Origin of the sequence: Iodidimonas sp. MBR-22 (genome assembly GCF_029946565.1) — a bacterium.
Lineage (GTDB): Bacteria > Pseudomonadota > Alphaproteobacteria > Sphingomonadales > Rhodothalassiaceae > Iodidimonas > Iodidimonas nitroreducens.
Genome location: NZ_JARKVQ010000008.1, coordinates 137,559 through 157,647, shown reverse-complemented (window position 1 = coordinate 157,647; position 20,089 = coordinate 137,559). Strand labels below are relative to the sequence as shown.

14 protein-coding genes and 1 pseudogene are annotated in these 20,089 nt (G+C 53.8%); 6 read left to right on the top strand and 9 right to left on the bottom strand.

The genetic code is table 11. The features are described from left to right. The 5 genes and pseudogenes from QK300_RS08190 to QK300_RS08170 form a co-directional block, all read right to left on the bottom strand. Window positions 1–537, bottom strand: a pseudogene (locus QK300_RS08190) (transposase); the annotation flags it as partial. A gap of 40 nt (window positions 538–577) precedes the next feature. Then, entirely contained in the window at window positions 578–955 is a 378-nt protein-coding gene (locus QK300_RS08185; RefSeq protein WP_281301204.1) for a hypothetical protein, read from the bottom strand. A 563-nt stretch (window positions 956–1,518) separates the two neighbouring features. After that, window positions 1,519–4,020: a S8 family peptidase gene (locus QK300_RS08180; protein ID WP_281301203.1), complete on the bottom strand. Its 2,502-nt coding sequence runs from the start codon at window positions 4,018–4,020 to the stop codon at window positions 1,519–1,521. Then, complete coding sequence (locus tag QK300_RS08175) at window positions 4,013–5,218, bottom strand: AAA family ATPase (protein ID WP_281301202.1); 1,206 nt, start codon at window positions 5,216–5,218, stop codon at window positions 4,013–4,015. The genes QK300_RS08180 and QK300_RS08175 overlap by 8 nt, the downstream gene beginning before the upstream one ends. 963 nt (window positions 5,219–6,181) lie before the next feature. Beyond that, window positions 6,182–7,426, bottom strand: a complete 1,245-nt coding sequence (locus QK300_RS08170) for a DUF2254 domain-containing protein (RefSeq protein WP_281301201.1) — start codon at window positions 7,424–7,426, stop codon at window positions 6,182–6,184. Between the two features lie 144 nt (window positions 7,427–7,570). On the opposite strand from QK300_RS08170, the gene QK300_RS08165 reads away from it, so the two are divergent. The 4 genes from QK300_RS08165 (at window position 7,571) to QK300_RS08150 (ending at window position 12,376) form a co-directional block, all read left to right on the top strand. Further along, window positions 7,571–8,299 carry an RNA pseudouridine synthase gene (locus QK300_RS08165; RefSeq protein WP_281301200.1) on the top strand — a complete coding sequence of 243 codons (729 nt, stop codon included), beginning with the start codon at window positions 7,571–7,573 and terminating at the stop codon, window positions 8,297–8,299. A 129-nt stretch (window positions 8,300–8,428) separates the two neighbouring features. Further along, a complete protein-coding gene (locus QK300_RS08160; protein WP_281301199.1) occupies window positions 8,429–11,086 on the top strand; it encodes a PAS domain S-box protein in 2,658 nt (885 codons plus the stop codon). 47 nt (window positions 11,087–11,133) lie between these two features. After that, window positions 11,134–11,892, top strand: coding sequence for a response regulator transcription factor (locus QK300_RS08155; protein WP_281301198.1), 759 nt, complete (start codon window positions 11,134–11,136; stop codon window positions 11,890–11,892). Window positions 11,893–12,034: 142 nt separating this feature from the next. Then, complete coding sequence (locus QK300_RS08150) at window positions 12,035–12,376, top strand: TraR/DksA C4-type zinc finger protein (RefSeq protein WP_042084325.1); 342 nt, start codon at window positions 12,035–12,037, stop codon at window positions 12,374–12,376. On the opposite strand, the gene QK300_RS08145 is transcribed toward QK300_RS08150, so the two are convergent. Both QK300_RS08145 and QK300_RS08140 read right to left on the bottom strand, forming a co-directional pair. Beyond that, window positions 12,367–13,680, bottom strand: a complete 1,314-nt coding sequence (locus QK300_RS08145) for a tetratricopeptide repeat protein (protein ID WP_281301197.1) — start codon at window positions 13,678–13,680, stop codon at window positions 12,367–12,369. The genes QK300_RS08150 and QK300_RS08145 overlap by 10 nt on opposite strands. 21 nt (window positions 13,681–13,701) lie before the next feature. Next, window positions 13,702–14,829, bottom strand: a complete 1,128-nt coding sequence (locus QK300_RS08140) for a CaiB/BaiF CoA-transferase family protein (protein ID WP_281301196.1) — start codon at window positions 14,827–14,829, stop codon at window positions 13,702–13,704. A gap of 105 nt (window positions 14,830–14,934) precedes the next feature. Here QK300_RS08140 and QK300_RS08135 point away from each other — a divergent pair, with 105 nt between their 5' ends. Further along, window positions 14,935–16,161 (top strand): alpha/beta fold hydrolase, encoded by a 1,227-nt coding sequence (locus tag QK300_RS08135; RefSeq protein WP_281301195.1) that lies wholly within the window; start codon window positions 14,935–14,937, stop codon window positions 16,159–16,161. A gap of 104 nt (window positions 16,162–16,265) precedes the next feature. Here QK300_RS08135 and aspS read toward each other — a convergent pair whose 3' ends face one another. Next, window positions 16,266–18,074, bottom strand: coding sequence for an aspartate--tRNA ligase (aspS, locus tag QK300_RS08130; RefSeq protein ID WP_281301194.1), 1,809 nt, complete (start codon window positions 18,072–18,074; stop codon window positions 16,266–16,268). A 273-nt stretch (window positions 18,075–18,347) separates the two neighbouring features. Between aspS and rnd the strand changes: the two genes are divergently transcribed. Further along, complete coding sequence (gene rnd, locus QK300_RS08125; protein WP_281301193.1) at window positions 18,348–19,517, top strand: ribonuclease D; 1,170 nt, start codon at window positions 18,348–18,350, stop codon at window positions 19,515–19,517. A gap of 38 nt (window positions 19,518–19,555) precedes the next feature. Here the strand turns inward: rnd and dksA are convergent, their stop codons facing one another. After that, a complete protein-coding gene (dksA, locus tag QK300_RS08120) occupies window positions 19,556–19,972 on the bottom strand; it encodes an RNA polymerase-binding protein DksA (protein WP_042084340.1) in 417 nt (138 codons plus the stop codon). Window positions 19,973–20,089 lie beyond the last annotated feature (117 nt).

The following is a 20,089-nucleotide window of genomic DNA, read 5'->3' as shown; positions in this document are numbered from 1 at the left end:
CCAGACGTGCCACGCGGTTTTCGCAGCAGTGTTCGCCCTGATCGCACAGATCGTCACGGAGCTTGCGATAGCCATAGACCTTGCCACTGTCCATCCAGGCCTGACGGATCAGTTCGGTCTGTCGCTTATCCTCCTGCGCGCGCCGGCTCAACGGTTTCTTGAGCCATGCGTAAAAGCCGCTGACATGGACCATCAGCACGTGGCACATCGCCCGAACTGAAAACTCCGATCGATGAGCCCGAATAAAACCATACTTCAACGGGACTCTCGCGCGAAGTATGTTGCGGCCTTTTTTAAGATGTCACGCTCCTCGGTGACACGGGCCAGTTCCTTCTTGATCCGACGGAGCTCAAAGGTCAGATCAGCCTCCACCTCCCGCATCTTGGCTGGCTTCGCAAACTGTGCCTTCCAACTGTACAGAGATTTAGTGCTGATCCCGAGCCGCTTGGCCACCTCCCTGACCGCGTAGCCGCGATCAACAACCTGCGCTACAGCGTCCCTTTTAAACTCATCCGTAAATCGATTTTGCGATGACATCTGTGCTTCTCCTTGGTTCCATAGTTACCAAGCAAAGCGTCTATAAATCTAGGGGCATCTCATCCCGGAACTCGGCAACCACGACCAGATCGGCAACCGCGACATCCACTGTCTCTGGCGCTTCGGTATCGATCAGCTCGACCAGCGCCATCCGCGCCTCGCCTTCGCCGTCAATTCGCTTGACGCGCCACAGCCGCTGGTCTGCGCGCTGGGCAGAACCTCGCGGCGGCAGGATACGCACCTTGTCGCCCCGCCGCACGGGGCGGCCGGGCAGTTCCACGCTCTCGGGTCGGTGCCGTTCGAAGTTCAGACCGAAGGCCCGACGAGACGCCAGTGCCTTGAACTCCCGCTCGAGCTCTTCTCCCAGAGCGCTGTCCTTGGCCTTTGCCCGGGCGATCAGATCCGTCAGACGCGACATTGCCAGCCCTCGCGCCCCTCACACGCAGCTGCACCGCACCCGAGATGCCCCGCGCGCGACGTGCGAAGCAAGGCATGCGCGTGCTCGACCGCAAGCGGCCGATGGGCAGGCACTGTGGTAGGGATCGCGGTGGCGGCTATCATCAATCCTATGTCCTGTCAGGCGGCGACGGACTTGCCGAACGCCCTACGAAAATGAGCTGACAGAACCGCCGTTTACGCGCGCAGACTAAACCGCAAGTGCATGATGAAGCAAGCCGAATGGCGGCTTGCGCCCGCATTCCTCGGCTCCTGTCTGCGCCAGTATGGACAACAATGGCCATCCCATTTTCAGAACAGCGACGTCTGAACAGTGTCTTCCACACGAAGGACACCGAGCAACTGCCATGTACGATGGCGCTTGGCTATGTCAGACAGTAAGATCTATCCCGACCTCTTGACCCGCGCCGACTTGCTGAAGATGGCCGTGGATCGCCGTAAATCTCTTCCTTTGACGGATACGAAGCTGGTTGTTGACGTCGATCGCGGCCTACTGATTAAAAGGTAATTTATCCCTCTTTTCTACTAGACGCGCGGCGTGATGCGCGCTGCCGTCCGAATGTCAGCGATCTGTGTACCGATCGCCTGAAGACTTTGGCGCATGTCGTTGAAGACCGGTTTTTCTGCCTCTGGGTCGCTGATGGTCAGAATCGCAGTGAAGGGCACGCCTCCCTCCGGCATCACCTCTCCAGCGCGGGTGAGATACTCAACAAACAGTCGCCAGTTCGACGAGGGCCCAACTCCCTGCGGGAAGGTCTTGGCGTGGACCTTCACCGGGCTCCACTTCAGGTCATGTTCGATTAGTTCCGCCTCGACCGCCGGCGATTCACGCGAAGACGGGAGGTAAAGCGGTTCAAGTCGGCCCTTCCATTTCCCCTCGTCCTGCTCCTGCTGTAGGACCGCATTCACGTTGACCCGGACGAACTCGGAGCCGAACCGGGCATCCAGCGGAGGGGTGGAAACGAGTGTGAGCTTCGCCCGCCCTCGGCATTTGCCGCCAGGTCCGACCAAGGACGCCGGCCATGGGAAGCGGAAATTGATCTGCTGACCGTGCTGGATACGCGAGGCGAAGACCAAGGTGATTGAATGATCACCCGTCTCCAGAATACGTTCAGCAGACGGCGGCATACCGAAGCCGACAAGGTGCCGTGCCACCGGCGCCAGCATTTTCGGACGCAAGGGTTCCGGAATCTCCGCGTGGTGGACCAGCAAACCGATGAGGGTCTCACGAGAGACCTCGCCCTCGATGGCATGGTCGAGCACCGCTGCGGTCTTGGCGATTAACGGCGAGGCATAGCTGGTGCCGCAACCGTCGACTACTGTGCCATCTGGAAGGATGGAGAAAAGACCATGCCCCAGTGTCGCGTGCTGCGTGCCCGCTCCGCCTATGTGCGCAAGATCGGGTTTCCCGCCTGAGCGAAGCCCAGGCCCCCGACGGCTGAAACGAGCTGGGGCGAAAGGCTGGCAACCGCTATGCCCTGGCGGATTCAGTGCAGCAACGGCAACATTTCTTGCGCTCTCCGCTGGCGCCAAGAGCCCGTCGTTTCGCGCAAGTGCGAGGTTGGAAAGGGCCGTTGCTGAATCGGTCGGCCACTCCGGGCGCAGGTCTTGTGGCTGAATGTTACCGGCAGAAATGAACACGACGGCATTGTTCTCTTCTGCAATCTGGTCAAGTCGGACCGCATGTGGGCTGTAGCGATCGGGTGCGGCGGGCTGAAGGATATTCAGACTCATATTGAAGACACGGACACCGTGCCGTGCCCGCGCATCCGCGACAGCCGCATCCATCTCGTCGAAGAATTGCGGAAGGCCACCCGAATAGTATGATGCGAAGGCCCCAGCCTTTTGCTCATTGGGGAAGACGGCCACGTCAACTAGTTCCGTTCCGTCGGGTTCGGGGCAAGTTTCCGCACCATTGATACCTGCTCCAGCGACTGCAAGTCCGCCAATGAACGTGCCATGAGATAGATCCATATCTTCGTCGGCAAGCACGTCCCATCGATCGATAACCCAGTCGGCCAACGCCGGGCTTATGCCGCCATCGATGACGCCCATCCTTGGATGAGTCCTGCGGCTATCACGAACGGGCATTACTGCCTGAGACGGCCGAATGCGGCCGGGCGCTACTGGGCGAGCGGAACGCACCACGATGCCGGGCAACTCGATCCGGCGGACCAAGGGATGCGCGTCCAGAAATGCCAGCAAGCGGCTGTGGTGTTGAACCTCCGGATCGAATGGCGCAAGCTCACGGCGTTCCTTGGACGACACGCTTGTCAGCCGTAGGACAGCGCCATCGCTTGCTTGGTCTAAGCGCACAGAAAGCATCGGGAGGCGCTGCCGCCAGTTCGGCAAACGCTCCACTGACAGATTTTGTTCAAGGGCGCTGAAGCCAACAACGAAAGACTCGACAAGACGTCGGTGGGCGGGGTCGAGGCGATCCCATTCGGCACGCGGTGGCAGAACATCGAACAACTCGACTTGATACCCGCTTCCCGTCATCGGATTGCTCAGCCATGCAACAGCCTCTTCGACCGAAAAGTTGCGCTTGTCGGAAGCGCCATAAAGTTCGATCCGGTCTATTGCCCCCGTCTCGCTCCTCTGCGCCGACGGGTTCGGCATCTCTTTCCGCTTTTTTTTGTCGTACCGCATTCTGGTCTGCGGCTCGGAATTGGCAATTTCCGTTTTTACCACCGCCAAAGCCGAGGGACGGCCTTCCACAATCATCACGCCAATATCTCCACCCCCGACTACAGGCACCCGATCGCTGCGAAACAGCGCACCCACGGGGCGATGGCTTTTCGCCCAGGCATCGCGTTTGAGGATTACCTTGACGTATCCGATCGGTCCCTGTGCTTGCGCGGAAAGAACCCCGGAAATAGCGTCGATCTGATCGATCAGAGCTGCTTTGTGAGCCTCGAACTCCCGATCACGGTGAGCGAAGAAATCCTTGCGACCGCCGCCACCGCCTGCCTCTCGGGATTCCTCATAGTTGTTCGGATTGAGAACGATCTGGATCGGACTAGCCATTGTTTACGCTCCCATCACCTTTGCTCGCCTGTCGCCCAAGCTGACGACTTACAGTCGACTTATCCCGGCCTGCGATTTCACCTATGTCGGCCATCGAAAATGCGAGAATGGGGTCGTCGCGCATAGCCCGGAATAGAGTCGCGGGATCGTCGAACAGCAGCGTTCGACGCTCACTCTGAATTCGGGCCGCGTTGAGCGTCGCAAATTGGCGAAGAGTATCCAGCAATCCCCGTCGATCATCCTCGCGAACCGTGGTGGCCTTCTTGTATGTTCTCACCAGCGATTCGATCTCCGCTCCGGTCGAACCTTCGGTGAACCAAGCAATAAGGCGCAAATGGCTGTCGGGAGCAGTTACAGGCGGCATAAACATGGCGGCGATCGCCTTCCTCACCTCAAAATCGGGCTTAGGGATCTCAAGCTGAACTTCGAAACGGCGCCAGACCGCTGGATCAAGCAGCTTTTGGTGATTGGTGATGCCTATCGTCAATCCAATATTCTGCCTGACATCTAGATTTTGGAGAAGAGCATTCACAACGCGCTTGATTTCGCCGACCTCCTGCGGATCGTCGCGGACTTTTGCAATTGCGTCGAATTCATCAAGCAGAAGAACACAACGATATCGATTGGCAAACGCGAAGAGATTTCCGATATTGCGTGCTGTCGTACCAAGAAATGAAGATACAAGGCCATCCAACTTTACGAGGACAACAGGCAGTTCCAGTCTGCCGGCCATCCAAAGAGCCAGACGTGTCTTCCCCGTGCCAGGCGCTCCGTAGATTAAACACGTCTTTGAGGGTACGATATCGACGGTCGCGAGCGCCTCGAAATCGGTCCACTCATCGACGATTGTCCCGACCGCCTGCGTCACAGTTGAATTAAAGAGCGGGGCCGCTCTCTCGACTTCAGATGGAAAAATGATCTCTGCCAAGGCGGCGGACGTTTCCCGATCAACAGGGACCGGCGTATTGCGGCCCAGCGTCTCACCAGACAGGTTCGCTCGGGAGCGCTCGATTCGGCTCGGAGCCATCTCCTTTATTCGCTCAGCCGTGGAAAGAATCCTCGCGAGCGATGCTGCCTGTTTTTCCTCGCCATCCTTGGCGAGGGCATCCTTTAACCGCTCGACTTGTTTGCGCAGTGCCGGCGTTGGCTCGCTCATGGCCGCCCGGCACAAGGCTTGAATAATTGAAAAGTGCTCCATGCGCCCCGCTCGTGATTTGATGCATGACTTATGCTGTATGGTGCACGTATCTCACTTTCATGTGCAAGTCAATACTGATTTGTTGCGCATGTGGCGGCCTTAGGTGCGATGTTGCAGCAATCCGTTGCGGCTTCTTCTGTGAACCAGGTACCAGATTGGTCGGGGCCGGTCTTTGGCGGATTTGCGGAACCCCTTCGGACCACATCGGCCCGCGCGCCCGGTCCAGCGGTCGACGTGGGTTAGGCGTTGACCGTCACAGCATAGAATATAACCATTCTTGGCGGTGCCATTTCCGAAGCCTTGGGATCAAGAGGGTTTTCGTGGGCTAGCATCGCCATGCTTGTTGTCACCGCCGGGTCTGGATTTTGCATGAGGCTTGCCTCGCTGGCGCGGGAAGCATGGTGTGGAGTTCGGATTGTCGCACAGTGCGGCATTAGAGCGTTATAGTGTAGACGTAGTTCTCAGTTTCGTCGTTCTCGGCCCGCCATTCATTTCCTGATCGTTATACCAATAGCCGTCATCCCGACCCCCGGGCCGGGAAGTTCTTTTTCCCACGCTCAGCCCTTTAAAGATGAGTCCCGGGTTCCAGTCAGACTTGCGGTCGCATTTAGTAGTTTCTAATATCAATTGCTTGTTCCCGTGGTTCTTTTATGAGCCATGGTCTATAATGCTTCGACATCAACAGTAGGGTGGATCATGCCCCTAGATATTGCCTTGTTTGGGATAGAAGACCTTGTATTTGTCGCAACAATTTTGATATTTGCTGTGATCTATGGATTTTCGTATAAAAAAAAGCTGTCAGAAATAAAGAATATCCCCACTTTTACAGAATCTATCAAATGTGCTTTCTCAAGTTTTAAATTGGTCTTCTCTCTTTTTTGTTTTGTTATATTTATCCTTCTGATGTCTCGTCTACTGAATTTCTGATTAGAGTGCGGATGCCCATAAGCGGCTGTCGAGCATTCAATCGCTGGTATCTTGCACCAAAGAATCCAGCAGGGCTTTTTCTTCGGGATGGGCAAGGGCGATTTTGGCATGATCCAAAGCCTTCGCCGAAATGATCAGGGCGGCCTTCTTATAAATATCGGGGGCAGCGATCCGCAGGGCCTGCAAGGATTTTTGCAAACGGATCTGCACCTCGATCAGCCCTGCTCCATCACGCGCAATGGGCAGAAAAGCATCTTCGAGCAGTTCAATCGGCTTGATGGGAGGCACGAAAAGATCCGGATATTTCGGCTCTTTTTGTTGCTCGGGATCATATTCAAGCAGAACTGAAACGATCCGCCCCAAAACCTCGATGGCTGTGCCCGGATCATTGACCGAAGGCGACAAGGCGCGCGAGGCGATTTCTGACAGGACGATGACCCCGAAACGCGGATCCTGATCATAATTTCGCACCTTGCCGATGGTAAAGGCAAAGCTGAGATGGTTGATCTCTTCCTCAGATAAATCGTCGGCCGAATGGCTGAACAAGGGGCGACCGGGATAGCAATAGCTGCCCGGCAGCACCGATAGCCAGATGCGACAGTGCCGCGTGCTGGCAAATTCAGCCAATCGCTCCATATCGATATGCTGAACATATCCACAAAGGGGAGACGAAACCGGCAGGCTGTCATCCGGGGGTGGCCCCTCATAAGGGCATCCGCCCAGCCCGGGGGATTGGCTTCTGGATTGCAAGGCGTGAATGGCTGCCCGCTCCACACGATTGATGGCATCGCTCATCCGGCCAAATTCCATCAGATGGGAAATCCAGCGCAATAAGGCACCCACCACCATCGCAATGACAGCAATCGTGACCAGAAACAGCAGCAACCGCCCACCATCATCATAAGCGCCAGCCTGCAAGGTGATGATGCCAACGATGCTATAAAGAAAAGATCCGATGAAGCTTGCCAGAACGATCTGACTGGTTTTGTCTTCGTGTAAAAGCCTTGCAACACGGGGGGTTGCTGCATTGGAGACCGCTGAAAGCGTGGTGACCATGATCGAGAGGGAGAAGGTGGTAACCGCCAGCATCGATGTGGCCAGAATGCCCAGAACCCGATCAACGGCATCGGCCCCGAATGTAGCCCCAATATTTTGGGGGATCATGGGACCCAAAGGAACCGAGACCAAAGCCGTTAGCACCCCGAGCAGAGCATAGGAAACAGCCCGCACCCAGATACGGCGCATGATCTGTTGCAGATGCCAGTGCCATTTGCCGATCATTTGATCTTTCCTTCAGAAGCGAAGATTTCCGTGACATAGCATCTGAATATGCCCATAGGATCCTGTCGAGCTTTTTGTTAGGAAGGCTCATGCATTTGCACGCAAATGAATATCCCTTCCCGCCCAATGATCGGCCAGCCAACCATGACGGATCTGCTCTCGCGCGTTTTATTTCGTGATCATCTGGTGATCATCCTCAATAAACCTGCGGGCCTTGCGGTTCATAGCGGGCCGCGCGGAAAAGCATCCCTCGAGGATGATTTCGATCAATTGCGCTTTGGCCTGCCCCGGCTTCCGGCTTTGGCGCATCGCCTTGATGCCGATACCAGCGGCTGTCTCGTTTTAGGCCGCCATCCCAAAGCCCTGCGCAAGCTGGGGCGGATTTTCAGCGAGGGTTTGGCGCGCAAAACCTATCTCGCCATCACCACATCCCCGCCCCCCGCAACCAAAGGGATCATCGATCATCCCCTGTTGAAAATCAGCAGCAAGGCAGGCGGCTGGAAAATGATTGTCAGCCCTAAAGGAAAAAGCGCGATCACCGATTATCGTCTTCTGGACTCCTGGGATGGGTTTCATTTGCTTGAGCTTCACCCCCGCACCGGGCGCACCCACCAGATCAGGGTGCATTTAGCAGAAATCGGCTGCCCCATCCTTGGCGAGCCGAAATATGATCCGGCCCTGAAAGTGCGCACCGCAGCCCCAGGGGATCAAGACTCAGCGCATCCTTCAAATGATCAAAAGCTCTATCTTCATGCCCGCCGTATTGAATTACCGCTTTATGCTGATCGCCCCTTGATCGATATCAGGGCCCCCCTGCCCGAACACTTTAAAACACTGATCAATCAATATGATCAATCCCATCTTTCATTTTAAATACGCCTTAAGATTGAATATTATCTTTAGTTACAGCCTTATTAAAAATCCAGAGGTTGAATTTTGCACATTTTTGCGCGTTAATAAATTGTCACTGCAGGCTGCTGTCACTTATGCAAAGATATTGAAATGCTGAATGACCCTCATGTTCTGTCGCGATTATCCGAGTCCCGCTTTCTGGACTATTTTGAACATATCGGTCGCGGCATTATCATTTTTGACAAGCATTTCAAATATATCTGGTCCAATCAAATTTTTCGCGAGATAATGGGTTATCCTGAGCATTATTATCAGGATGAGATGCCGATCGATCAATTTGTGGCCTATGATTGCAAACGGGGCCTTTATGGCACAGCAAGGCCAGAGATCGTTGCGGCTGAGTTAAAGGCCGAAATTGGCGCTTCCGATACATCCTCTATTGAGATTGAAATCCCCAATGGCCCCATTGTGCAATTGGATCGTCGCTTGGCAGGCGATGGCAGCTATGTTTATGAATGCTCAAATGTCACTCATCTTCGTTCTGAAACAGAACGCAGCGCGCAGGATACGGCGATCATTCAGCAGCTATCGGATGGCGTGGTTGTCGCCAATCTGGATTATCGGCTGATCTATTTCAATTCCGCTTTTCTCAAGCTTTTCAGCTTTGCCCTCAAAGACCCCAATGCCATGTTTTTGCCGCCACATGGCATGGCCGCGACGATGGAATTTGAAGCCTTTACCAAAGCCATGGATGGCGCCATTGCCGATCATGGGCGCTATGAATGTGAATTGCACATCAAAGGGCAGGATGACGAGGAAAAAATCATCCATAGCACCTGCCTGCCGCGCCGCGATATTTCAGGTCATCATATCGGCTATATCGGCATTTTCCGCGATATGACCAAAAGCGCCCATGATCGGGCGCGATTGGAACGCCAGGATCGGGTGATTTCACAATTAAACGATTCTGTGGTGATTGCCGATCACAATGGCAAAATAACCGATTGCAATCCTGCGACCATCGATATTTTCGGCTATGAGCTTGATGAGCTGAAGGGCAAGCGGCTGCTCGAAACCGTTCAGATGTATAAAAATACCGGCAGCATGAAGCTGTTTGTCATGAATGCCTTGAGAACCGGTGGAAGCTGGAATGGCGAGCTTAATCTGCGTCATAAGGATGGGCATCTGGTGGTCATGGATTGCAATGTTCAGCCCTTTTTCGATGAACATGGCAATCGTATCGGAATGATTGGGGTGCATCGCGATATCACCAAACGCCAGCGCGCGGAAATGGAGATCAAGCAGCAAAATCAGATCATCGAGCATATGTGGGAGGCGGTGATCATTACCGATCCCCAAGGCTGCATCGAAGAATATAATGCCAGCGCCAGCCGCCTTTTGGGCCTGCATGATAAACGCCCGGCCAATGAAGCCTGCAAGCTGCATCTGATCCAGATTACCGATAATGTTAAGAAAACGGGCCGTCATGAAGAAGAATATGTCATCGGCGATCCGGCCAGCCCTGATGCGATTTATATGGATTGCCTGGCCATGCCAGTCATCGGCCGGGATGGGGATATCGTCAGGATCGTCAGCGTGCATCGCGATGTAACAGACCGGATTCGACGGCAAAAAGAGCAGGATGAGCGGACGATCCAAAAAGAACGGTCCATGCGCCTTGAATCTTTGGGCAAGATTGCCGGGGGGATCGCCCATGATTTCAACAATCTGCTGACCCCGGTTCTGGGCTATGCGCATCTGGCGCGATCAGCGGTCGAAAAACAGTCACCCGTTTATCATGATATGGATCGCGTGATCAAAGGCATGGAAAAGGCCCGCAATCTGGTGCGCCAGATCCTGGCTTTCGGCCAAAAGCTTGATAGCACTCGGTCTATCGAGGTGTTTGATGATCTGATTACCGCGACCCTAACCCTCATCAAAGACAGCTTCCCCCCGTCAATCGAGGTTTTATGGACCCCGGGCTGCGCCGACACCCGCCTTCGGTGCAATAAAACACTGATCGATCAGCTTTTTATGAATTTATGCTGGAATGCGGTGCAGGCCATGCAGGATGGCGGCACATTAAGCATCAAAACCGATCAGAAAGGCGATTGGGCAGCAATCCGATCACAATTCCAGCTCAAAGGCGATGATCATGTGAGATTGGTGATCAGCGATACCGGGCCGGGGATCGACGCCAAAACCAAAAATCACATCTATGAGCCTTTTTTCACGACCAAGGGCTCATCCAAAAGCCACGGGCTTGGATTGTCGGTGGTACATGGCGTGGTCAAGGCCCATGGCGGGACCATTCTTGTGCATAACATCAAGCCCCATGGTGCTTGTTTCGAAATTTATCTGCCTGCCACAAAAGATCATAATATAGCTGCAAATCAGCCTGAATTCTCAGATAAACATCAATATAGAAACAACAAAGAAACAATTCTGATTATTGATGATGAGGAGGATGTAAGGAAAATTCTAAGAAGAATGCTCAATGAAATGGGTATCAAAACATTGTGTGCCGAAAGCGGACCGCGCGCCATTGAAATAATAAAAAATAATCCCAATATAAATTTGGTGATTACAGATTATTTAATGCCGGAAATGAGCGGTGAAGATTTCGCAAAAACTTTCAGATTGCACAATAAAATCACACCCATAGTTTTGCTCAGTGCCATCATCGAGCCAAGAACTGTCAGGGAATATCGCGCTTGGGGCGTTAATGCCTTGTTACAAAAACCGGTTGTGCCCGAAGATCTGTATGAAATGATCTGCGCCCAATTGGATGGGGAAAACAAAGCTTGAACTGAAATTGAAGATTTGCAGTCGCAAATATGAAGATGGGGATTTTCATGAACAAAGTTGCCTATTTACACGCCGAAAAGGCAGATCATGTGGAATGCGGACGCATTCTTTTGGTTGAAGATGATACAGATAATCGGGAGATGATCGCCCGCTTTCTCGCCCGGGGTGGGCATCATGTGGATAGCGTTGCCAATGGGGCTGATGCCCTTGAAAAAGGTGCCGAACAAAGCTTTGATCTGGCCATCATCGATCTTGGCCTGCCGGATATTGATGGCATCATTCTGGTGCGCCAATTTTCCCGCCGCCTGGGTGTTCCGGTTCTGGTTTTAAGCGGGCAATCTGAAACCGAACAGCGTATTCGCGGGCTGAAAGAAGGGGCCGATGATTATTTGTCCAAACCCTTCGAGCCCAATGAACTGGCAGCCCGCATTGAAGCGATTTTGCGCGCCCGCAGGCAGGCCTCAAGCCTTTCCCTGAAAAACGGCAAACGCTATGTCATCGATGGTTGGATCATTGATACGCTGCGCGAAACCGTTGTCAATCAAGCGGGTGAAACGGTTTTTCTGTCAAACGCCGAATTCAAGCTTTTGAAGGCATTGATGGAAAAACCCAATCAGGTGCTGTCGCGCAAGGATATTCTTGATCTCACCCATTCCGGGGAGGAAGCCACCGAGCGCAGCGTTGATATTCAGGTCACGCGCTTGCGGAAAAAGCTGGAAACCGATCAGGAAAAAACGCAGCTCATTCGCACGGTGCGTCGGGCCGGCTATATGCTTGTTGCCGACAAGATCGAGACAACAGACTAAGGCGCGAGCCTAAAAGGCTATCAAGAGGGCAATTGCCTCGTTTTTTAGCGAATGCCCCCTTGATGGCTTGAACGGTCTGTGCTCAATCATAAAAAATTCGGGCTAAAAATAAGCCTTGATCAGCAGCCAATTGGTATCGTTCATGAGCAGTGAAAAAATCAAAAGCCAATTGATCGCCCTGCAATCAAGCTTGCGTGCCTTCCATGATGGAGATGGAGAGCGCACGAAACCGGTGATGCTCGATCAAAGCTCGGTGGGGCGCTTATCGCGCATGGATGCCATCCAGGGCCAGGCCATGTCATCGGCGGTCCGCCAAAGACGCGAAAACACCCTGAAAAAAATCGATCAGGCCCTGCAACGGATCGATGATGGCGACTATGGCTATTGCATCACCTGTGGCGAGGAAATCGCATCCCAGCGTCTTGAGATCGATCCCACCGCATCGCAATGCACATCCTGCGCTTCAGGCGGTTTTCAAGGCTGAAGCCCGATATTTTCGGTCGCCTCCAATGGCCTGAGGTCTTCGACAAAGGGCATCACCGTGCATTCGGCGTTTTGTTCATGAAGCTTCGCACAAATTGCTTTTCCGGCGCTATAGCCCTTTACCGGACCGGTTAAAAGCCGCCATACTGTTTTTAGATCTTTGAAGCGCCCTTCGGCATAATAGGGCTTGAACCCGGCCAAAGATGGCAGGGCATTGACCATGTTCCAGGCTTTTTCCGCGCGCTCAAGGCTCGAAAATGTGCCCAATTGAAGATGATAATCGGGGATGGCCTCGTTGGTCGTTTCTGCGGATTTCACCGATGCAGGGGCTGGTTCCGGCTTCTTTTCAGGCGCGATGGACTCAGGCTTCTTTGGCGGATCGGGCTTTACCTCTGCACTTCCGTTGATTTCCAGGCTGTCGATTTCCGACCTGTCGGTTTCCGGGCTTGCCGCTTCGTTCGCTTCGTCGTCATAAGGCAATTGCCCTAAAAAAACGGCAGAGGCGAGCGCGCGCCCCGATAAATCGCCCAATCGTGCATAAAAGGGGGCATTGCGTCGGGCCTGCTCGGCATTGAGCGCCTTCGCTGCCAGGCGCTGGGCTTCATCAGGGCGGCCTTCCATGGCTGCGATCAACGCCAGATTTTCATCAACAAGCCTACTGTTGGCATCAGGGTTATCGGTTGCCTGCAAAAGATCGCGCGCTGCCGCATATTCCCCCGATAAAGCCATTGAAAGCGCCAGATTGCTCAGGATATCCGCATCATCCGGGGCGCGCAAAAGCCCTTCGGCATAGGCAAGGCGAGCCGCATCATGCTGGGCTTTCAGATCAAGGGAAACGGCCAGAAGATTATAGCTGCGCGCCGAGTCCCGCCCCGCATCATGCAGTTTCAAGATCAGCTTTTCACTGCGGTCGAATTGTCCATCGCCAATCAAAAGCCCGGCAAGGGCAAGAGTGGCCGCTTCATGATCGGGCTGTTTCAAAAGCGCCTGTTCCAATGCCGTGCGGGCGCGTTCCCGTTCGCCAATCGCCAGAAAAATCTCACCCAATGCGGCATCGATATCGGGATCATCTGGGGCCTTTAACTGCGCCTGACGATAAAATTGCAGGGCAGATTGCAGATCGCCGGCCTTTTGAAAGCGATCCCCCAGCCTTTTCAGGCGCGGCGCGGTCATATCATCGATGCCCGCCCGCACCCCTTCATCGCGATCCATGCGCGCGGATTGCGATGCGCAGCCGCCTGCCATCAGGGCCGATGATAAAAGCATGACCCCCAATGCCAGCTTTAAAAGCACCCGGTTCATCATCCTGCCCCTTTTCCAATCACCTTATTTCACCAGATCATTGATTTCTTCTGGTGAAAAGCCAAAATCGCTCAAAATATCGCGGCTATGGGCACCCGGCATGGGGGGCGGACCGGCAATTTGCCCGGGCGTGCGGGATAATTTTGGCGCTGGGGATGGCTGAAGCAGGCCATTATAATCAGTAAAAGCCTGCCGTGCTTTCATATGGGGATGATCGGGCACTTCTTTATAATCCAGCACCGGGGCAAAGCACAGATCGCTGCCTTCCAAAAGATCGCACCATTCCTGCCGGGTTTTTTCGGCCATTTTCTCGGTAATCGCTGCGCGCATCCCCTTCCAACTGCGAAAATCAAGCTGATTTTGGCAAGCCGGATGATCCGCCAAACCCGTCATTTGCAAAAACAAGGCGAAAAACTGCGGCTCCAAAGGCCCGACAGAGACAAAAAGCCGATCTTTGGTTTCATAAACATCATAAAAAGGCGCACCGCCATCAAGCAGATTGCTGCCCCGTTTCTGGCGCCATAATTGATTGGCATCCATCATATAAACAACCGACATCAGGCTCGCCACACCATCCACCATGGCGGCATCCACCACCTGCCCTTCCCCGGTGGCACGGGCATGGATCAGAGCACAGAGCATCCCAAACAGCAGATAAAGCGCGCCGCCACCAAAATCGCCCACAAGATTGAGGGGGATGCTCGGCGCCTCATTCCGCCGCCCGATCGCGGCCAATGCCCCGGCCAGCGCGATATAATTGATATCATGCCCAGCAGCACCCGCTAAAGGCCCGCTTTGCCCCCATCCTGTCATGCGGCCATAAACAAGGCGCGGATTTTGGGCAAGGCATTGATCAGGCCCAAGGCCCATCCGCTCCATCACCCCGGGTCGGAAGCCTTCGATCAGGCCATCAGCACGGGCGATGATCCGCAAAAGCGCCTGTTGCCCGGCCTCTGATTTCAAATCCAGCGCCAATGATTGCCGACCGCGATTGAGAATATCCCGCGCCGGATCACCCACCATCATGGGATTACCGCCGGGCCGATCGATGCGGATCACCCGCGCCCCCTGATCAGCCAGCATCATGGCGGCAAAAGGCCCCGGACCGATGCCGGCAATTTCAACAATCGTGATCCCCGAAAGCGCGCCCATCACTTCAATTCCTTTTCCAAAAGCCTATTTCATAAAGCCTGTTTTGCCATGCTATAACAGCATTCATGACCTGCCGTTTTTGGTTAGACCTATCAGGAGAATTTTATGCGCAGCGAAAAGGTGACATTCGAAGGAACGCAGGGAAATCTGGCCGCACGGCTTGATCTGCCAGAAGGCAGGCCCAAAGCCTATGCCCTTTTTGCCCATTGCTTTACCTGTAGCAAGGATGTGTTTGCCGCATCGCGGATCGCTGCGGGCCTGGCCGATCTGGGCATTGCCACCTTGCGCTTTGATTTCACAGGGCTTGGGGCCAGCGATGGTGAATTTGAAAATACCAACTTCACGTCAAATATCGAAGATCTTCTCAAAGCCGTTGATTTTATGCGTGAAAGCTATGAAGCCCCCAAGCTTTTGATCGGCCATAGCCTGGGCGGTGCCGCCGTTCTGGCTGCCGCTGGAAAGGTTGAAGAAGCCCAGATTGTGGCAACCGTGGGCGCCCCCTATGATCCCGATCATATCCGCCATCATTTCGATCAGCATATCGAAACCATCAATGAGAAGGGTGAAGCCGAAGTGAAAATCGGTGGCCGCCCTTTCCGGGTGAAAAAGCAGTTTCTTGACGATATTGGCGGTCATGATCAAAAGGAACGGATCGCCAATCTGAAAAAGGCACTTTTGATCTTTCATTCGCCCACTGATCAGATTGTGGGGGTGGATAATGCCGCCAATATTTTTGCCGCCGCCAAGCATCCCAAAAGCTTTATCACCCTGGATGATGCCGATCATCTGCTCACCGCCCGGGAAGATGCGCTTTATGTGGCGCAGGTGATTGTGGCCTGGGCGCGGCGCTATGTGAAGGGGTTGAGCACGCCTGAACTGAAAAGCCCATGGAAGCCAAGCCCGGATCACAGCATCGTTGCTGAAGCCCAGAGCGGCAAATTCCTGCAGGTGATCAATGCCAATGGCCATAGCCTGCTGGCGGATGAGCCTATTGATATGGGGGGCGATAATCTGGGGCCCAGCCCTTATGGCCTTTTGCTATCCGGCTTGGGGGCCTGCACGGCCATGACCATCCGCATGTATGCCGATCGCAAGAAATTGCCCCTTGAGCATGTTTCGGTCAAGCTCAGCCATCAAAAAATTCATGCCAGTGATTGTGAAGAGTGCGACACCAAAGACGGGCAGCTCGATGATATCGAGCGGGAAATCGAACTGGTTGGCGATCTTGATGATGAAACCCGGCAAAAGCTGCTGGAGATCGCCGATAAATGCCCGGTTCATCGCAGCCTGCACGGCGAGGTGCGCATCCGCACCAGCCTTTTAAAGAGCTGAGATCAGCCCCATCGGGGCACGCCTCGGTTAAAAAAACAGCATGATCGGCCTTTATTTTCGGCGGATCATGCTGTGATCATGTCATCAAAAGCTGCACGAAACGCTCAGCCCTGTTTTTTGGGTGGCTCCACAATGCGAATATGCAATTCGCGCAACTGTTTCAAATCCACCATCCCCGGCGCCCCCATCATGGGATCCTGAGCGCGCTGGTTCATGGGAAACAGAATAACTTCGCGAATATTGGGTTCATCGGCCAACAACATCACGATCCGATCAATCCCGGGGGCAAGGCCACCATGGGGCGGCGCGCCATAACGAAAGGCATTGAGCATCCCGGAAAATTTCTCTTCCAAAACATCCTTTGAATAGCCTGCGATTTCAAAGGCTTTGACCATGATATCCGGGCGATGATTTCGGATCGCGCCCGAGCTCAATTCGATGCCATTACACACGATATCATATTGATAGGCCAGAATATCGAGGGGATCTTTGGTTTCCAAAGCCTCCAGCCCGCCTTGGGGCATGGAGAAAGGATTATGCGAAAAATCGATCCGCTTTTCATCCTCATCATATTCAAACATCGGAAAATCAACGATCCAGCAGAATTTATAAGCTTCCGCATCGATCAGTTCGAGCTCTTCACCAAGCCTTGTGCGGGCCAAACCCGCCAATTTTGCGGCCTGCGCGGGGGTGCCAGCGGCAAAAAACACCCCATCATCTGAGGCAAGGCCCAGATCCTTGAACAACTGAGCGGTTTTCTCAGGGCCATGATTTTTAGCGATCGGCCCGCCGGGAATCCCATCCTTGCTATTGATATAGCCGAGCCCGGCATAGCCTTCGCTGCGCGCCCAATCGTTCATCTTGTCGAAAAAGGCGCGGGGGCGCGCCCCTGCCCCCGGTGCCGGAATGGCCCGCACCACCGATCCTTCTTCAACCAGCTTGGCAAATAACCCAAAACCGCTGCCACGAAATTGCTCGGTCACATCGACAATCTCGATGGGATTGCGCAGATCGGGCTTGTCATTGCCATATTTGAGCATGGATTGCGCATAGGGAATGCGCGGAAAAGGCGGTTTTGTCACCGGCTTCTTGCTGAATTCCTCGAACACGCCGTAAAGCACCGGCTCGATGGCATTGAACACATCATCTTGGGTAACAAAGCTCATTTCCACATCGAGCTGATAAAATTCGCCGGGGCTGCGATCCGCGCGGGCATCTTCATCACGAAAACACGGCGCAATCTGGAAATAGCGATCAAATCCCGCCACCATGATGAGCTGCTTGAACTGCTGCGGAGCCTGAGGCAAAGCATAAAACTGGCCGGGATGCAGGCGTGAAGGCACCAGAAAATCCCGCGCGCCTTCCGGTGATGAGGCGGTCAGGATCGGCGTTTGAAATTCCATGAAGCCTTCATCCGTCATCCGCCGACGGATCGATGAAATCACCTTTGAACGCAGCACGATATTTTTGTGCATGGTTTCACGGCGCAAATCCAGAAAGCGATATTTCAACCGAATATCTTCGGGATAATCCTGCTCGCCAAAAACCGGCATCGGTAATTCTTCGGCCGCCGACAGAATTTCGATCTGCTGGGCATAAACTTCGATATCGCCGGTTTCCAGATCGGAATTGATCGTTTGCGGATCGCGCATCACAACCTTGCCATCCACCCGGATCACCGATTCCGCGCGCAAGGACTCGGCCAAGGCAAAGCCTTCGCTATCAGAATCGAGCACGATCTGGGTGATGCCATAATGATCGCGCAGATCGATGAACAACAAATTGCCATGATCCCGCTTTCTGTGCACCCAACCCGAAAGCCGAACGATATCGCCCACCTGATCCTTGCGCAAACTATTGCAACGATGGCTGCGATAAGGATGAAGGGATGACGGATTTTGAAGCTGGGACATGGGGATCACTCGGTCTTTATAATGGCGGAGAAACAGATCAAAGGTGAAGCGCTGCATTTGATCGAGAACAGCACCTTTGGCAATGGTTCATATGCTGATAGCAGTTTATGCTTCATCTTTGTGGCTGCGGTAAAGCACATGGATTATGGGTTATTGTCAAGGCGTGCACGGTTCTGACGGTCATGATTTGGCAATTTTCAATCATGGGGTTTGTAATGAACCTGATGAGCCGTGTATAGCTCGGATTTCAATTGCAGGATATAATAGCAGGTCATGTCCCTTATAACCGATCAAGATGGGCTGAAAGCCCTTACCGAACGCCTATCGAAAGCGCCCTATATTACGGTTGATACCGAATTCATGCGTGATAACAGCTATTATTCAAAGCTGTGTCTCATTCAGGTGGCTGATCAGGATGGCGCTTTTGCGATCGATCCCCTAAGCCCTGATCTTGATCTGGAGCCTTTTTACGATCTGTTGTTCGATCCTTTGGTGATCAAGGTTTTTCATGCCTGCCGTCAGGATATGGAAATCTTTTTTCATGCCAAGGGCCGCCTGCCCGCACCGATTTTCGATACGCAGGTGGCCGCCATGGTTTGCGGATTTGGGGATTCTGCAGGCTATGAAACACTGGTAAAACAGATTGTCGGTCAATCCTTGGATAAAACCGCGCGTTTCACCGATTGGTCGCGGCGTCCCTTGTCGGATCGGCAATTGACCTATGCCTTGGGCGATGTCACCCATTTGCGGGTCATTTACGAAAAACTTCGCGACAGCCTCGCAAAAAACGGTCGCGAAGGCTGGGTGGCCGAAGAAATGAACATCCTCACCAGCCGCGATACCTATCGCCTTGATCCTGTAAATGCCTGGGAACGCATAAAATTCCGCTCGGGCACGCCCCGGTTCATTGCTCGATTGCAGGCTTTGGCCCGCTGGCGGGAGGAAATGGCCCAAGCCCGCGATATTCCGCGCAGCCGGGTGGCAAAAGATGATGTGCTTTTGGAAATCGCAGCGCATCCCCCGGCCCAGATCGAATCTTTGGATCAGGTACGCGGTTTATCGCGCGGCTTTCATGCCAGCAATCCGGGCGCAGCCTTGTGGGATGCTTTGCAAGAGGCCCAGGCCATATCGGAACAGGATCTGCCGAAAAAACCCCATTCGCCCCGCCCTTCTCAAAAAACGCCTGCGATTGCAGATCTTTTGAAAGTGTTGTTGAAATGCCGCTGTGAAGATGCGGGTGTGGCCCATAAGCTGGTGGCCAGCGGTGCGGATATCGATGAAATCGCCCGTAATGCCCATGCCCCCGTTCCCGCGATGACCGGATGGCGCTATGAATTATTCGGCCGGGATGCCCAAGCCCTGCGCGAAGGTGCCATCGCCCTCACCGCCCATGGCAATCATATCGAAATCGTGGAAATCGAACCTTCTGACAACAGCGCCTGAAGATCCATCGGCGCAAACAGCCCGGTTACGCATCAAGATCAATCGTCCCGATGAACTTTTTCCATTTTTTCGTGGCGTTCCTGAGCTTCCAAAGTCATCGTGGCAATGGGCCGAGCATCGAGCCTTTGCAGGCTGATGGGATCGCCGGTCACTTCGCAATAGCCATATTCCCCCTGCTCCAAACGGCGCAGGGCGGCATCGATTTTGGAAACCAGCTTGCGCTGACGATCCCGTGTGCGCAATTGGATCGACCAATCGGTTTCACTGGATGCGCGATCGGCAATATCCGGCTCTTTCAGGCTATCCTGTTGCAGGCTTGCCAAAGTTTCGCGCGATTCTTTTAGGATTTCCTCACGCCAATTCAGCAGCTTGCGGCGGAAATATTCCTGCTGCCTTTCATTCATGAAGTCTTCGTCTTTTGATGGACGATAATCCGATGGTAAATCATAACTCATTAGGCTCATCCGCTCCTTTAACCAAGGCCGCCCGGATCGCCCGGCCCGCCCAGGATGATCTTATACTCATCATCGGCAATCTCATCCAAAGCCTAAGAAAGGGGGGCATCGGCAATG

Excerpts from the sequence above, each read along its gene's own strand:
- QK300_RS08150 (WP_042084325.1), top strand. The coding sequence starts at position 12,035 with ATGAGCAGTGAAAAAATCAAAAGCCAATTGATCGCCCTGCAATCAAGC.
- QK300_RS08160 (WP_281301199.1), top strand. The coding sequence starts at position 8,429 with ATGCTGAATGACCCTCATGTTCTGTCGCGATTATCCGAGTCCCGCTTT.
- rnd (WP_281301193.1), top strand. The coding sequence starts at position 18,348 with ATGTCCCTTATAACCGATCAAGATGGGCTGAAAGCCCTTACCGAACGC.
- QK300_RS08140 (WP_281301196.1), bottom strand. The coding sequence starts at position 14,829 with ATGGGCGCGCTTTCGGGGATCACGATTGTTGAAATTGCCGGCATCGGT.
- dksA (WP_042084340.1), bottom strand. The coding sequence starts at position 19,972 with ATGAGTTATGATTTACCATCGGATTATCGTCCATCAAAAGACGAAGAC.
- QK300_RS08175 (WP_281301202.1), bottom strand. The coding sequence starts at position 5,218 with ATGGAGCACTTTTCAATTATTCAAGCCTTGTGCCGGGCGGCCATGAGC.
- aspS (WP_281301194.1), bottom strand. The coding sequence starts at position 18,074 with ATGTCCCAGCTTCAAAATCCGTCATCCCTTCATCCTTATCGCAGCCAT.
- QK300_RS08145 (WP_281301197.1), bottom strand. The coding sequence starts at position 13,680 with ATGATGAACCGGGTGCTTTTAAAGCTGGCATTGGGGGTCATGCTTTTA.
- QK300_RS08155 (WP_281301198.1), top strand. The coding sequence starts at position 11,134 with ATGAACAAAGTTGCCTATTTACACGCCGAAAAGGCAGATCATGTGGAA.
- QK300_RS08165 (WP_281301200.1), top strand. The coding sequence starts at position 7,571 with ATGACGGATCTGCTCTCGCGCGTTTTATTTCGTGATCATCTGGTGATC.
- QK300_RS08185 (WP_281301204.1), bottom strand. The coding sequence starts at position 955 with ATGTCGCGTCTGACGGATCTGATCGCCCGGGCAAAGGCCAAGGACAGC.
- QK300_RS08180 (WP_281301203.1), bottom strand. The coding sequence starts at position 4,020 with ATGGCTAGTCCGATCCAGATCGTTCTCAATCCGAACAACTATGAGGAA.
- QK300_RS08170 (WP_281301201.1), bottom strand. The coding sequence starts at position 7,426 with ATGATCGGCAAATGGCACTGGCATCTGCAACAGATCATGCGCCGTATC.
- QK300_RS08135 (WP_281301195.1), top strand. The coding sequence starts at position 14,935 with ATGCGCAGCGAAAAGGTGACATTCGAAGGAACGCAGGGAAATCTGGCC.